At 64.2% G+C, this 13,351-nt stretch carries 13 protein-coding genes and 1 pseudogene; 7 read left to right on the top strand and 7 right to left on the bottom strand.

The window, feature by feature from the left end; genetic code table 11:
- The first annotated feature begins 112 nt into the window (after window positions 1–112).
- Entirely contained in the window at window positions 113–529 is a 417-nt protein-coding gene (locus OKW20_RS19890) for a hypothetical protein (RefSeq protein ID WP_429174466.1), read from the top strand.
- A gap of 48 nt (window positions 530–577) precedes the next feature.
- On the opposite strand, the gene OKW20_RS19885 is transcribed toward OKW20_RS19890, so the two are convergent.
- Complete coding sequence (locus OKW20_RS19885) at window positions 578–1,480, bottom strand: LysR family transcriptional regulator (protein ID WP_429174464.1); 903 nt, start codon at window positions 1,478–1,480, stop codon at window positions 578–580.
- Between the two features lie 290 nt (window positions 1,481–1,770).
- On the opposite strand from OKW20_RS19885, the gene OKW20_RS19880 reads away from it, so the two are divergent.
- Window positions 1,771–2,544, top strand: a complete 774-nt coding sequence (locus OKW20_RS19880) for an SDR family oxidoreductase (protein WP_429174455.1) — start codon at window positions 1,771–1,773, stop codon at window positions 2,542–2,544.
- A gap of 376 nt (window positions 2,545–2,920) precedes the next feature.
- Here OKW20_RS19880 and OKW20_RS19875 read toward each other — a convergent pair whose 3' ends face one another.
- Complete coding sequence (locus OKW20_RS19875; RefSeq protein ID WP_429174447.1) at window positions 2,921–3,229, bottom strand: hypothetical protein; 309 nt, start codon at window positions 3,227–3,229, stop codon at window positions 2,921–2,923.
- A gap of 414 nt (window positions 3,230–3,643) precedes the next feature.
- Here OKW20_RS19875 and OKW20_RS19870 point away from each other — a divergent pair, with 414 nt between their 5' ends.
- Window positions 3,644–5,968 carry a mechanosensitive ion channel family protein gene (locus tag OKW20_RS19870; RefSeq protein ID WP_429174446.1) on the top strand — a complete coding sequence of 775 codons (2,325 nt, stop codon included), beginning with the start codon at window positions 3,644–3,646 and terminating at the stop codon, window positions 5,966–5,968.
- Between the two features lie 231 nt (window positions 5,969–6,199).
- The gene (locus OKW20_RS19865; RefSeq protein WP_256364289.1) at window positions 6,200–6,331 is read left to right on the top strand and encodes a hypothetical protein; all 132 of its coding nucleotides are present in this window, start codon (window positions 6,200–6,202) and stop codon (window positions 6,329–6,331) included.
- Window positions 6,332–6,392: 61 nt separating this feature from the next.
- On the opposite strand, the pseudogene OKW20_RS19860 reads toward OKW20_RS19865, so the two are convergent.
- Window positions 6,393–7,475, bottom strand: a pseudogene (locus tag OKW20_RS19860) (hypothetical protein); the annotation flags it as partial.
- Window positions 7,442–8,368, bottom strand: coding sequence for a hypothetical protein (locus OKW20_RS19855; protein WP_429174444.1), 927 nt, complete (start codon window positions 8,366–8,368; stop codon window positions 7,442–7,444). The pseudogene OKW20_RS19860 and the gene OKW20_RS19855, both read right to left, overlap by 34 nt.
- 325 nt (window positions 8,369–8,693) lie before the next feature.
- Here OKW20_RS19855 and OKW20_RS19850 point away from each other — a divergent pair, with 325 nt between their 5' ends.
- Entirely contained in the window at window positions 8,694–8,816 is a 123-nt protein-coding gene (locus OKW20_RS19850) for a hypothetical protein (protein ID WP_255380501.1), read from the top strand.
- Window positions 8,817–9,323: 507 nt separating this feature from the next.
- A complete protein-coding gene (locus OKW20_RS19845; RefSeq protein ID WP_429174442.1) occupies window positions 9,324–9,716 on the top strand; it encodes a hypothetical protein in 393 nt (130 codons plus the stop codon).
- Between the two features lie 105 nt (window positions 9,717–9,821).
- On the opposite strand, the gene OKW20_RS19840 is transcribed toward OKW20_RS19845, so the two are convergent.
- The 3 genes from OKW20_RS19840 to OKW20_RS19830 all read right to left on the bottom strand — a co-directional run bounded on the left by OKW20_RS19840 (window position 9,822) and on the right by OKW20_RS19830 (window position 12,814).
- Complete coding sequence (locus OKW20_RS19840; RefSeq protein ID WP_429174439.1) at window positions 9,822–10,547, bottom strand: nucleotidyltransferase domain-containing protein; 726 nt, start codon at window positions 10,545–10,547, stop codon at window positions 9,822–9,824.
- A 157-nt stretch (window positions 10,548–10,704) separates the two neighbouring features.
- The gene (gene ftsZ / locus OKW20_RS19835; protein ID WP_192446540.1) at window positions 10,705–11,745 is read right to left on the bottom strand and encodes a cell division protein FtsZ; all 1,041 of its coding nucleotides are present in this window, start codon (window positions 11,743–11,745) and stop codon (window positions 10,705–10,707) included.
- A gap of 460 nt (window positions 11,746–12,205) precedes the next feature.
- Complete coding sequence (locus OKW20_RS19830; protein WP_043620851.1) at window positions 12,206–12,814, bottom strand: glutathione S-transferase family protein; 609 nt, start codon at window positions 12,812–12,814, stop codon at window positions 12,206–12,208.
- Window positions 12,815–13,053: 239 nt separating this feature from the next.
- Between OKW20_RS19830 and OKW20_RS19825 the strand changes: the two genes are divergently transcribed.
- Window positions 13,054–13,350: a hypothetical protein gene (locus OKW20_RS19825; protein ID WP_429174436.1), complete on the top strand. Its 297-nt coding sequence runs from the start codon at window positions 13,054–13,056 to the stop codon at window positions 13,348–13,350.
- Window position 13,351: the final 1 nt, after the last annotated feature.

Raw genomic sequence — 13,351 nt, 5'->3', positions numbered from 1 at the left:
GCACCTTGATTTTGCCTCCCGAATGACCGCCCATGGCGACAACCGTCGCGACTCGCCGCTGCCCGGCGATCACAAGAAGACCGCGATATTCCGAAACGCCAAAGGTGCCGCGTTGACAGCAAGCCTTTCCTTCACCGCCGCGCTGCTGCTTGCGGCCGCATCCGCCTCTGCGGCGATGGCCGGGAAGACAAGCACCGCGCCCTCGGGCACCTATTGCGGCCAGCTTTCCTCCGCCGGCGTGCTCTCGGATGCCGAGACGCATTTCGAAGCCGCCGCCGATGGCACGGTCGTCGGCAAATACGTGTTTTCCGATCAGGGCCAGTCCGTCGACGGTGAACTCGCCGAAACCGGCGACGATGGCGACGGCAACGATCTCACCCGAAGCTTCATGTGGCGCGACAAATACGGCTACGGCCAGTTGCTCGTCACCTTCACATCGGATTTTTCCGAATTCGTCGGCCATTGGAATGCCGGCGGATCAGAGTTTCTGCCGTGGAACGGCCACCGCTGCCACCAGGCGATCAGCTAGCGCGCACAAACAAGCCCGTCTTTCGCAAAAAAAGCGGGGCCAGCCCCCTCACGCCGCAACCACACCCCGCATCAGCCCCTCCAGCCAGTCGGCAAACACCTTGAGCCGGCGCGAAAGATGCTGGCGGTGCGGGTAGAGCAAAGCCATCGGCATCGGCGCGGCCACGTGATCCGGCATCACCTCGACAAGCCGGCCTTCGCGGATGTGGTCGATCACATCGAAGGCCGGGATCTGGATGAGGCCGAGGCCGGCGAGGCAGCAGGCGATGCTGCCTTCCGCGCTGTTGACGCTGACCCGGCCGGCAACGGTTACCGTGCGCGCCTCGCCCGCCTCGATCCACTCCCAGTCCTCGACCCGGCCGTTCGAGGGCGAGGCATAGTTGACCGCGAAATGTTCGACGAGATCGGCGGGTATTTTCGGCGTGCCATGGCGCGCGAGATAGTCGGCGCTTGCGACATTGATCAGCCGGAGCGTGCCGAACGGCCGGGCGATCAGGCCGGAATCGGCAAGCGGCCCGACGCGCAGCGCACAGTCGACGCTTTCCTCGATCAGATGCACCGCCCGGTCGGTCATGCCGAGATCGATGTCGATGCCGGGGTAGCGCGCGAGGAACTCCGGCAGCGCCGGCGCCACGATCAGCCGACCGATGCGGCTCGGCAGGTCGACGCGCAGCCGTCCGGTCGGGCCGCTCGTATCGCGGCGAAACAGGTTCTCCGCCTCGTCCATATCGGAAATCAGCCGCAGGCAGCGCTCGTAGAAGGCCGCGCCATCCTGGGTCGGCGCCACCTTGCGGGTCGTGCGATGCAAAAGCCGCGTTCCAAGCCTGGTTTCAAGCGTCTGCACCGCCGCCGAGACCGAGGAGCGCGGCAGGCCCAGCGTGTCGGCCGCGCGGGTAAAACTGGCGCTTTCGACGACGCGGGTGAAGATGCGGAAAAGCTCGATCCTGTCCATGCCGGCCACGTCCATTGTTCGTCATTTCTGACAAGTCATGTCACGGGCGGACGCTTTATGCCAGCCACGCCGACGATATTCTCACCCTTGCGATGCCCGTCGCAGTCCGCCCTCACGTTGGCGGCGGCCCGGCCCGCGCTATTTCGAAACGCGGCGTGCGGCGTTCGGCACGATCAACAGGCCCGCGACCGGCCGTCAGCACCGGAGCAGTCCCCGGACAGTGCGTTGACGCCGGCATTCCCGCTCGCCGCAAACCGGCCGCAGCAAGCGGCCGACAAAAGGAGACGACCATGGCAGACCACAGCATCAACGGCAAAACCGTCCTCATCGCCGGCGGCGCGAAGAACCTCGGCGGCCTCTTGGCGCGCGATTTCGCTGAAAACGGCGCCCGTGGCGTCGTGATCCATTACAACAGCGCGGCGACGAAGGCGGCAGCCGACGAGACCGTGGCCGCGGTCAAGGCGACCGGTGCCGCCGCCCACGCCTTTGCCGGCGATCTCACCAGCGCCGCCAATGTCGAAAAGCTCTTTGCCGACGCCAAGGCGGCGCTCGGCAGCATCGACATCGCCGTCAACACCGTCGGCAAGGTCCTGAAGAAGCCGTTCGTCGAGATCACCGAGGCAGAATATGACGAGATGAGCGCGGTCAACTCCAAGTCCGCCTTCTTCTTCCTGCGCGAGGCGGGCCGGCATGTCAGCGACAACGGCAAGGTCTGCACCCTCGTCACCTCGCTGCTCGGCGCCTTCACGCCCTTCTATGCGGCCTATGCCGGCACCAAGGCGCCGGTCGAGCATTTCACCCGGGCCGCCGCCAAGGAGTTCGGCGCACGCGGCATCTCGGTCACGGCAATCGGACCCGGCCCGATGGATACGCCTTTCTTCTATCCGGCCGAAGGCGCCGACGCCGTCGCCTATCACAAGACCGCCTCAGCCCTCTCGGCCTTCTCCAAGACCGGCCTCACCGACATCGAGGACATCGTCCCCTATATCCGCTTCCTCGTCTCCGACGGCTGGTGGATGACCGGCCAGACGATCCTCGTCAATGGCGGCTACACGACGAAGTAGACGCCTGACCGCACATCCGCCTGCGGGACACTGAGGGGAACTTGCAACGCGGGCGACCTGCCCCTCATCCGCCTGCCGGCACCTTCTCCCCGTGCTGACGGGGAGAAGGGACAAGCGGCACCGGATTTGCCAAACCTGAGGCTGGTCGTGAAGCGGCGAGGAGTGCATCCGAGCGCGCGCCCGGCGCCTCTCTCCCCGCCCAAGGGAAGAGAGGTCCACAGGACAGCGCGGGCAGACTGACACCGCGAGCAAGCCCGCTGCCGATAGGCAGCGATGTTGCCGCTCCGCCATCAACGCAGGTGAGAAGCTATGAAGTCGCTGACCCATGCCGCCTACGGCTCAGACAGACGCAAGCGAACCAATTCTCGATTGCGCCTCATTCCGGCCCCGGTAGCCGCTGAACAACCTCGACCACGTCCCGCGTGCGTGTCGCCCGCCCGCGCCAGGTGGCATCGAATTCCGTGCCCGGCGATTGATTGGCAGCGTTCGCAGCCGCCAGACTGGAGAACTCGTAAAAGGCAGTGTGCTTCGAAGGATCGGTTCGGCTCCAGGTGCGCCAGCCCCGAACCGCCCCAAAGGCGCTGAGCGCGTCTGGCATATGGCGGTCATACCATTGGTCGAAGGAGGCTCGGTCCGCTTCATCGGGAACCTCGGCGTGCACGATGAGCAGAGCTTGAGTGGACATTTTTGCCCCCGTTTCTCGGATCGCAGGTGACATGACGCGCGCGGATAAGCTTACAGGAGTTCGACACGGTTCGCGACAACACGCCCTTGCAAGGGGGCAAGATGCCGTAGCCCTCATCCGCCTGCCGACACCGTCTCCCCGCAGGCGGAGACAAGGAAGCGGGCGGCGCCGGCCTCGCGAAATTCGAGCGAGGACAATGAGACGGTGGGCTTGGCACCCAAAGGCGCTCCCAGCGGCTCTCTCCCCGCCCGCGGGGAGAGATGTCCGGCAGGACAGTGAGGGGCAATGTCGACTGGTCCGGCCCCTCACGCTGCCGCCCAAAATACGATTGGAATTTTAGAACGTTATGTAATGTGATGCACATCTAATGCGCACGGCCGCCCGGCGCATAACCGATCTCGATGGATGAATTTCATGGTTCGTGTCTTCTTCCTCTGCCGTCGCCTGCTGGCGAGCCTGACGCTGCTCTTGGCAGTCACCCTGCCTGCCCTCGCCCAGACGTCACCGGCACCGATCACCGTCATCCTCACGCCCGGCCAGAGTGCGGCCGACATCGAGGAGACCTTGCGCGCCGCGGCAAAAGCTGGCGGTCCGGTCATCGTCGAATGGCGCGAGGCGGCAGACAAGGCCACGGTGCCCGATGGCGCAGCAAAGGCTGACAGCGTGGCGGCACCAGCCGATGCGGGAACGCCAGCGGCCACGTCAAGTGCGGCAGACGCTCGCGTCCCGGCAAGCACGCACCCCCCCACAGGCACCGCTGCAACCACACCGGCGGCCGAGCCGGAAGACACGCTCGATACGCTTTCCGCCCGCTTTCTCAACGGCTTGCAGATGGGTCTTGCCGGCATGTCCGGCATCGCCGGGGTCATGGCTGACGTTGCGGCAGGCATTCGCGCCGAAGGCTGGTCGGTGGCCTCGGTCGCGGCCGTGGCAGCGCTCGCCGTTGCCGCCGGGCTTGCCGCCGCTTTTGCCTGCCGCCTCGTCATCCATCGCCTGTTCGGCGCCTCCTTCGAGGTGGTCGATCTGTTGCATCGCATGCGCGCCTCGATCATCCGGCTGGGCTTCGACATCGCCTATCTCGTGATCTTCGCCGCCGTCGCCCACGGATTTGCGCATCTGCTCCTGGCGCGCGGCACCGCCTCGACCGAGCTTGCCCATGCGCTGATCACCATTGCCGTCGCGTCCGCCGCCTATGCCGTCGGCGCGCGCTTTCTCTTTGCCCCGACGCGGCCCGAGATCCGCCTGCTCGCTATCGCCCATCCGCGCTTTCACGCCAACATGCTGTTCGCCTATGGCGCGCTCGGCGCCGTGGTCGGCGCCAGCCTGCGCTTCGCCCACCAGCGCGGGCTGGACATTGCCGCAACCGATGGCTGGCTACTGATTGGCGTCACGATCCTGACGCTCGTCAAGCTCCACTGGTTCATCGCCGGCGCCAGCGATATCCGCGCGCTCTTTGCCGGCGAAAACCCCGGCCCGGTACGTCGCGCGATCGCCTTCGGCGTGCCGGAGTTCTATGCCTTGAGCGCCATCGTGCTCTGGCTGATGAGCGTGATTGTCGCCGGCAGCCCCAACAGCGCGGCCTGGAGCTTTGCCGGCGGCATGACGCAGATCATCCTGCTCGCTCTTCCGATCCTCGCCTTCGGCATCCATTCGCTGGTAGGCGCCGCCGCCGAGCGCCGCCGTACGCCCGCCTCATCGAGGCTTCATGCGGCGATCTCCGGCAGCATCCAGACGGCGCTTGCCGGCGCCACCTGGCTGATCGGCCTGCATATCATCATCCAGCTCTGGCGCTCGGTCATGGTCCAGCACGACACCGCCGCCGCCGTCGGCTGGATCGTCGTTCTCGAGCGCATCAGCCTTGCGGTCGTCGCCGCCTGGGTGATCTGCAGCTTCCTCTGGCGCAGCTTCGAAGCCTTCGCGCCCACCGCCCGCCTCGCTTTGCCCGGCGACAGCGAAGACGACACGGTGGTCCAGCAGACAAGCCGTCTCTCGACCATATTGCCGCTCGTGCGCAACCTCATCTTCGGTGGCATCTTCGCCGTCACCAGCCTCGTCATCCTCTCTGCACTCGGCATCAACATCGCACCGCTGATCGCCGGCTTCGGCGTGCTCGGCCTCGCCCTTTCCTTCGGCTCGCAGACGCTGGTGAAGGATGTCGTCTCCGGCATCTTCTTCATCGCCGACGATGCCTTCCGCGTCGGCGAATATGTCGATACCGGCAAACTCAAGGGCACGGTCGAGCGCATTTCGCTGCGCTCGCTTCGGCTGCGCCACCAGAACGGCCAGATCCACACGATCCCCTATGGCCAGCTGCAGGCGGTCACCAATTTCAGCCGCGACTGGAGCACGGTGAAGTTCGAGCTGAAATTCGAGCGCGATGCCGACCCCGAGAAAATCCGCAAGACCATCAAGAAGGTCGGCCTTGCTATGCTCGAAGACCCCGAGATCGGCGGCGAGTTCCTCGTGCCCCTGAAGATGCAGGGCATCCAGGACGTCACCGAAAACTCGCTCGTCGTGCGGCTGAAATTCACCGCCCGCCCCGGCAACCCCAGCATCCTGCAGCGCGAGTCGATGAAGCGCCTGCTGCCGGCGCTGCGCGAAGCCGGCCTCGACCTCGCCTCCAACGCGGTCACCGTGCGCTCCGGGGCCGCCGGCGCAGCCGAGGCGGAGGCGGCCGCGGCAAACCTGGCACTGGCGCGAAAGCCGGTGGCGGCCGAAACGGCGGACGCGGAGGGTTAAGCAGGCATACGCTGGCGGCAGCGGTGGGGACAGGCCGGTGCTGTGGAGAGACGAAAGCGCCCACCCTGCTCTCGCAGCCTGGGCGCAACAACATCCGCCGCCAAGACGTCATCCCCGCCAACCGTGATCCGGCGACAAGGACACGCAATCATTCCAGATGCCGCGACGACCTTTGCGTGTATGGTGGGTCGCGCAGGCGCGACAGGGGCGCCTTTCGATGGAGCGTCAGGAATGGATAACGATCACCTCTGGTACTGTCTCGTCGGCACGAAGGATACCAACACCGGCATGGCCCGCTTCCTGCTCGCCGTCGGCGCATTCATCGTGCTCTTCGGCATCCTCTTCTGGCTCCTCGGCCTCTAGGGCCGTCCGACCTCCATCCCCCAAGCCGACATCGAGCGTGCAGAAGAAACCGAGCGGATGCTCAGGCGTCCGAAGGCGCATGGCTGCGCCCCTTCAGCCGCCCGCTGAATTTCTCGGTCGCCGGCCGCATCTTCGATCCGTCGTTCTCACGCAACCGCTTCAACACGGCCTGTAGCTCGCCCGGAAAATCTCCGGGTTCGCACGACAGATATACCCGGTAGAAATCGGTAAGCGCCTTGATCAGGGTCGTCGATACCGAAACGTGCTCCCCTTCGGCAGTGATCGCCAGCGCGAAGAGCCTGAAGTCGCCCCAGCTGGTCCAGTCATAGCCCACCCACATCTCGCCATTGGCCGGCATGTCGAGCACCACGGAGCAAAGGTCTTCTTCGGCATTGTCGTCACCATCGGTCAGATAGCTCTTGTCGCTGGTGCAAAAGACGACCTGGACGGTGCTCGGCGGACACCCAATCAACCCCAACTCGAACGAGACACTGTCTCTCTTGAAGGTGAACTCGTGTTTGGACAGGTGTGCCACCAGCCGCAGAGGCTCATAGAGCACCGGGTCGGGCTCAAGCGCGGCCGGATCGCGCGAGAGAACGGTTTTCACATCCTGGTCGAGCACATTGACGATCGACAACGAGGACGCGAAGGCCGAACCGAGTGTCCGTCCCTGCGCGATCGCCCGGTAGAAGGCAACCGCGCCTTTTCGCGCCGCGTAGTTGGAGATCGGCGCGGTCGTCCCGATCGCATAGGGAACGACGCCGGCAAGGCTTTGCGACAGTACGTCGGAATCGCAGGCGTTTAGGTAGACCAGCCGCGGCGGATTGGCGGCAAACAGTGCCCTCAGCACCTCGGCAGTCGCCTTGCGCGGCACCCCTCTTGCGTCGATGAACTCGAGCGAATCCTTCTCTCCATGCGCCGAAATGTGAACGATCGCAGGTTTGTGGATGGCAAGCTGCGCCTCGATATCCTCGATCGCCAAGGCCGGCAGAAAGATGAAATCTAGCTTTCGTCCGACCCCCGAGGTCGAGTTCATCTGCAGCTCGGTGATCTCCTCCTCAGCCATCAGCGTGCTGTTTTTCTCATGGTTGGACGAGATATAGAGAACCTTCATATCGTCTTCCCTTCGTTGAGCGCATCGAAGATGCGCCCGGCGGAAGCCGCATGGCTGAGGTAGGGCGTGATGTTGTGACGGTTGTCGGAGGTGTTGTAGATCGCCACGTCCAGGATGGCCTTAGTGTCGTCGAACCGTGCAAAACTCTCACTGTTGAGTGGGTTGAGCGCGACGATATCGGCTGGATCGAACAGGTTGGTCCAGGTGGTGACAGCAGGACGCGTCACCGGCTGCGGGTCGAGTCTGCTCCTAACGGCACCTATACCGAGCGGCGAACCGAGCGTGATCAACCCGTTGAAGTTTCGCTTGGATCGCCTCAGCACATTGTAGGCGACAACCGTGCCGAGCGAATGGGCAACCATGACAAATGGCGCGTCGGGAATAGCCGCCTCGACGATCGCGTCGATCTTCGTGCGGATCTTTTCATCCTTCAGATAGATGTGCACGTCGCGCAGGATCTTGCTGATGGTCCAAGTGGAAAGCTCCGGAAACCGCTCGTCGAGGAAGCGCACCGCATCGACCACCCAGGACCAGTTCTGGATGCCACGTTTGAACTGTTCGATATCGACTTCGGTCCGGGCGCCGCCGATCTCGCCTTTCACACGTTTCCCGTTCGGATCGACCGGCACCGGTGCTACCTTGATTGTTTCGCCGGCACCGACACGCCCGAGGATTTCCGTCGCTGCCTCGGCCAGAAACGCAGCCTCGTCCGACGAGCGCTTGCTATCGTTGACGCTGGCGCCCCAGGTCTCCGTCATATCCAGAAGCGCATCGCCGTAATAGGGCACGATGACATCGCTTGGATCGACAGTCGGCTGTTGAATGCTGGTCAGACCCGCATTGAGCGCCTTCAGCCACTCATCCCGAATTTCCCTCTCCGAGCGCCCCTCTTGCGCGCGCCCGTGCACAAAAACGATCTTCATGTAGCCCCCTCAAGCCCGATGCGAGAAGGTTAACGATAAGTTGCAATCGGTTCAACTCATACATGCCGCAACCGCCTTCCCATGACGCGCAGACGGCGCCCTTTCGTTTCTCAAAAGGACCAGCCCGCAGCACACCGCAAAGCTGCATGCGCCCGCAGATTCCCGCTGTCCCCGCGGGAACAATAGTCGGCCCCGGCCATTTGCTAGAACAGGTTCAACGAAAGGCCGAAAGGCCTTTGACCGGCAAGCTGAAGGCTTCCGGATCGATCAACGCCCGGCGAAACGAAGGATCAAGGCCGGGCAAGAAGGAAGTCGGAGCAACACCATGCGCATCATCCTGGTAGCCCTTGTCGCCTCAGTCATGAGCATCCTGGTGTTCAAATATGCCGACCATTCGCTCGGCAACACGCAGATCGTTGCAACAGCCGAACAGCTGGCCGCCCTTTAAGGTTTCCCCCTTTGATCGAAGGTTTCGCTCTTTGATCGCGCCGGAAGCGGAACGATGCTTCGGCCCGGTGCCGCCCACGCCCCCCATCTCTGACTGAAGGCGGCACCCGCACTCGAAGTGCCACCACAGGGATTGTCTTTGTCCAGTCGGCGCGAAGGACATCGGTCACTGTCGGCATGGCCCGCAAACCGCCACCGCTTCCATCCCAAACGTCTTTGGCCGCTGCCCCGCAGGCGGACCGACATAGGCACGCCGCCGCCACATCGCGCCCTGCCTCCCCACCCCGCTTCGGTCGAGCGGTGCAATTGGGAGCGCCCAATTTCGCAACCTCTAATAGACGCCGAACGATCGGAGAACGGTCCGAGCACGAAAGTGGTTTTTTCGTAGCCTCCTCCCCCATTTGGGGGAGGAACATTTCGTGAAACCACCCAAGGCGAAAGCGTGCATCTTGCTAACCGCTAAAGTTGTCTTACATAGGCATGGGCAACAATTTATACGATTGAATAAATGAACCTTCGTCTCGTCGCCGCCGGCATGTTTGCCGCCCTCCTGAGCGCAATCGCCATCGTCCTGTTCGCGCCGCGAACCGAGCAATCCATGAGCTATTCCCAATATGAGTGGGCGATCTCGGCGCTGCGCAAGCGCCCGGCAGCCCGGCAGGAATATGTCGAGGAGTGCGTGCCGCAATCAGTGGCCGAATTCAGGGACAGCCAGCTTGAGGGAACGCCCTATTCCAGCCGGCAGGAGATGGCGGAGGACCTCTGTCGGCGCTACTTCGACGTTATCGTCGACGGCAGGCTGACCTTTTCCGAGTTCAACCGCTCGATGTTCGAGCCCCTTCCGTTTTCGGTGGTCGAGGAAGCAGAGCGCCGAGAGCCACGCCCTTCGCGCAGTGAGTGAAGGCCAAAGGTCTCGCCTCTGTACGCACCGTCGCTGCTGCCTCATCCAGCGCTTCGCCGCGGTCAGTTCTGTCAGCGCTCGCCTGAGAACGTCCCGGACGCGCATTCACTCCACGAGACGACCAGGACGCCGGGCGCCGGCCGGCGCCGTCCGCCGATCCCCGGCAAACAGCGGCCCGCCATGCGGCGCCAGCTCATCTTCGGCCAGCCGGATCAAATCGGCCGCCTGTCCTGCACAGGCGTTGCGGACGGCCGCGTCGAAACGCTCGGCAAGAGCCGCGTCGGCCCGCAGCAGCAGCCGCGGCAGCCATTTGCCACGCCCGGACCAGCGCCCGCGGCCAAGCAACATCAGATCGGCGAGCGGCCGCATCAGTTCGGCGGCAATGGCGCGGATTTCGGCGGCCGGGCGTGGATCGCGCAGGTCGTCCACCAGGTCGGTGATCTGGTAGCGCAGTCCGTTGCGGATTTCCGGTGTCAACGGCGCCGGGCCCCGTTCCAGGCGTTGTCGCGCCTCGGCCTGGAGCGCCTCGGCACGCGCGCGCTCAGGCCCGATCGCAACGCCGCCCGCCACCATGTCCGTAAGCACCGGGCAGCCGCCCGCCATGTCCTGGTCGGCAAACCAGTTGAGCGTCTCGAAATCGTGCACGAAGGCTTCGACCGGAAAGCCGTCGAAATGAAAGCTTTCCCGCCAGGCGGCCGGCAGGGCCTCGTGCAGCACCACCAGGTCGATGTCCGAGCTTTCCGTACCCTCGCCGCGCAGGATCGAGCCCGCAACGATCGCAAAGATTGCCTGCGGAAAGCGTTCCGCAAGCACTGCCTCGGCCGCCATCATCGCCCTCGCCGCACGGCCCGCGGCCGCTGGCGCGCGCTTTGCCGCCGCATCGGCGGGTACACCCTCGTCGCTCATTCAAGCCTCCAAACGCAAGGACCCTCCCGATATGGCGTCATCACATCGGGAGGGTCCTTGAAGCAGGCGATGGATGCGTATGCTATTGCAGCGTGCGGGTCGGAACAGGTTCTGACGCCGGCTGGCCGACGGCGGCCCCTGCCGGGTTGGCGGCTGAGCGTGCGCCATCGAGGCCGGTCGCGACGACGGAAACGCGGAAGGTGCCGTCGAGCGAGCGGTCAAAGATCGAGCCGACGACGATGTCGGCCTCGTCATAGACCTCTTCGCGAATGCGGGTCGCGGCTTCGTCCACCTCGAACAGCGTCATGTCCATGCCGCCGGAAATCGAGATCAGCACGCCGCGGGCGCCGCGCATCGACACTTCGTCGAGCAGCGGGTTGGCGATCGCCGCTTCGGCGGCCTTCAGCGCCCGGCCCTCGCCGGTCGCCTCGCCGGTGCCCATCATCGCCCGGCCCATGCCCTTCATGACCGACTTCACGTCGGCGAAGTCGAGGTTGATCAGGCCTTCCTTGACGATCAGGTCGGTGATGCAGCCGACGCCCGAATAGAGCACCCGGTCGGCGATCACGAAGGCATCGGCAAAGGTGGTCTTGGCGTCAGCGATGCGGAAGAGGTTCTGGTTGGGGATGACGATGACGGTATCGGCCGCCTCGCGCAGCCGCTCGATGCCCTGCTCGGCCGTCTCCATGCGGCGCTTGCCCTCGAAGCTGAAGGGCTTGGTAACGACGCCGACGGTGAGGATGCCCGCCTTGCGGGCGGCTGCCGCAATCACCGGGGCTGCGCCCGTGCCGGTGCCGCCGCCCATGCCGGCGGTGACGAAGCACATATGCGTGCCGCCGAGGTGATCCATGATCTCGTCGATCGATTCTTCCGCCGCCGCCCGGCCGACATCCGGCAGCGAGCCGGCGCCGAGACCTTCGGTGACGGCTGCACCCAGCTGGATGATGCGCGACGACTTCGACATCGCAAGCGCCTGCGCGTCGGTGTTGGCGACCACGAAATCGACGCCCTGAAGCCCTTCGTTGATCATGTTGTTGATGGCGTTGCCGCCACCGCCGCCGACCCCGATCACGGTGATCTTCGGGCGCATTTCGGTGATCGTGGGCTTCTTGAAATCGGTCATGGCTTGTCTCCTAGAGCCAGCGCCTTGCGGGCGCCCGGCAGCGGCGAATCGGGCAGCTTGTATTTTAGGAATTGAAAAAAGCCATGGAGAAGGCAAGCAAAAAGGGCGACGCGCCTATCCACATATGAATTTTAGCGGGGGCGCAAAGGCGAGAAATCGGCCTTCACGCTTCGTCGAAGGAATGGCCAAATCCACCAGACAATCAGAGTCTTAGTGCGGATCTGCCCCTCACCCTAACCCTCTCCCCGCATGCGGGGAGAGGGGACGAGGACCACAGCCGCGTCACGACGTTCCGCCATCAGCGCAAGCCGCAGCGACCACGGGCGGACATTTGTGGCGAGCGGCCGCCGCGAGTCTCCTTCTCCCCGTCAAAACGGGGAGAAGGTGGCCGGCAGGCCGGATGAGGGGCTGATCCTGCCTCCCGAATACGGGCCAGGAATGCCCCTCACCTGACCAACCCTCAAGCCTCGAAACTCGGCCGCGAGCGCACCCGCTCCAGCCAGCCCTGGACGTTTTTCGCCGAGGCCGGGATCTCCAGATCGAAGACGTCGCAGAGCCAGGCGGTGACGCCGGCGGTGATGTCGGCGATCGAGAACTGATCGCCGGCCAGATACGGCCGACCGTCGGAAAGCTCGTCGTCGAGCCAGCCCCATTTCTTCGGCACCGCCACCCGCTCGGTCTCGGCAAAGGCCGGAAACTGCGTCAGTCGCTCGGCAAAGAAGGCATCCGAGTGCAGCGCCACATTGCCGACCGTGCCGAGGATCACCAGTTCGGCGCGACGGTTCCACATCTCGATCTTGGCGCGGCTGACGGCATCATGGCCGAAGAGCTGCGGCTCGCGCTTGGTCTCCTCGAGATAGCGGCAGATCGCGACGCTCTCGGTGATGATGGTACCGTCGTCGAGCTCCAGCACCGGGATCTGGCCGAGCGAGTTGACCGCGAGAAACTCCGGCGCCTTGTGCTCGCCCTTGGCGAAATCGACATCCACCATCGGCAGCGAGATCCCCTTCTCCGCCATGAAGATGCGCACGCGATACGAATTCGGTCCCATGCCCTGATAAAGCTTCATCTTATCCTCCTGTCGATGAGGCGACCGCCCCGTTCCTCCTGAGCCGCGTTTTAAGCGGGGTACTGATTGTTTATAACAACCGGTTTCATTTAACTCAAAGGTTTATTTCAAGGTGCGATGAATTTTGTGGACAGGCGCGGCAAATGGCGGAATCCCGTCAGTCGTCACAGGCGACCGAGCCCAGCCACTTGAAGCGGTCAGGGCGTCATGCTTCCTTCACTTGAAAACAGGAGCTTGCCATGTTTGTCCGATCCGCCGTCGCCTGCCTCGCCCTCCTCCTTGCTGCCGGTCAGGCCACGGCTGCCCTTGCACCGAATTTTCAGCGGGCCCGCGAGCTGAACGCGGTCATCAACGCGGTCGCCGTCGCCGTACCCAAACACCCGATCGACAAGGTTATCAGCCAGGGCCGCGACCGTTATGCCGTCGTCGCCGGCAAATGCACGGTCATCGCAAGGATCGTCGGCCTGCCTGCAAAGCCAGGCTTCGTCGGCCCACGCCAGTTCGAGGTCGAACTCGACAAGCCCGATTGCGACTGAC

The organism is Ensifer sp. LBL (assembly GCF_050435225.1).
Lineage (GTDB): Bacteria > Pseudomonadota > Alphaproteobacteria > Rhizobiales > Rhizobiaceae > Ensifer.
The sequence above is the reverse complement of the archived record's forward strand: the minus strand, read 5'-3'. Positions and strand labels throughout refer to the sequence as shown.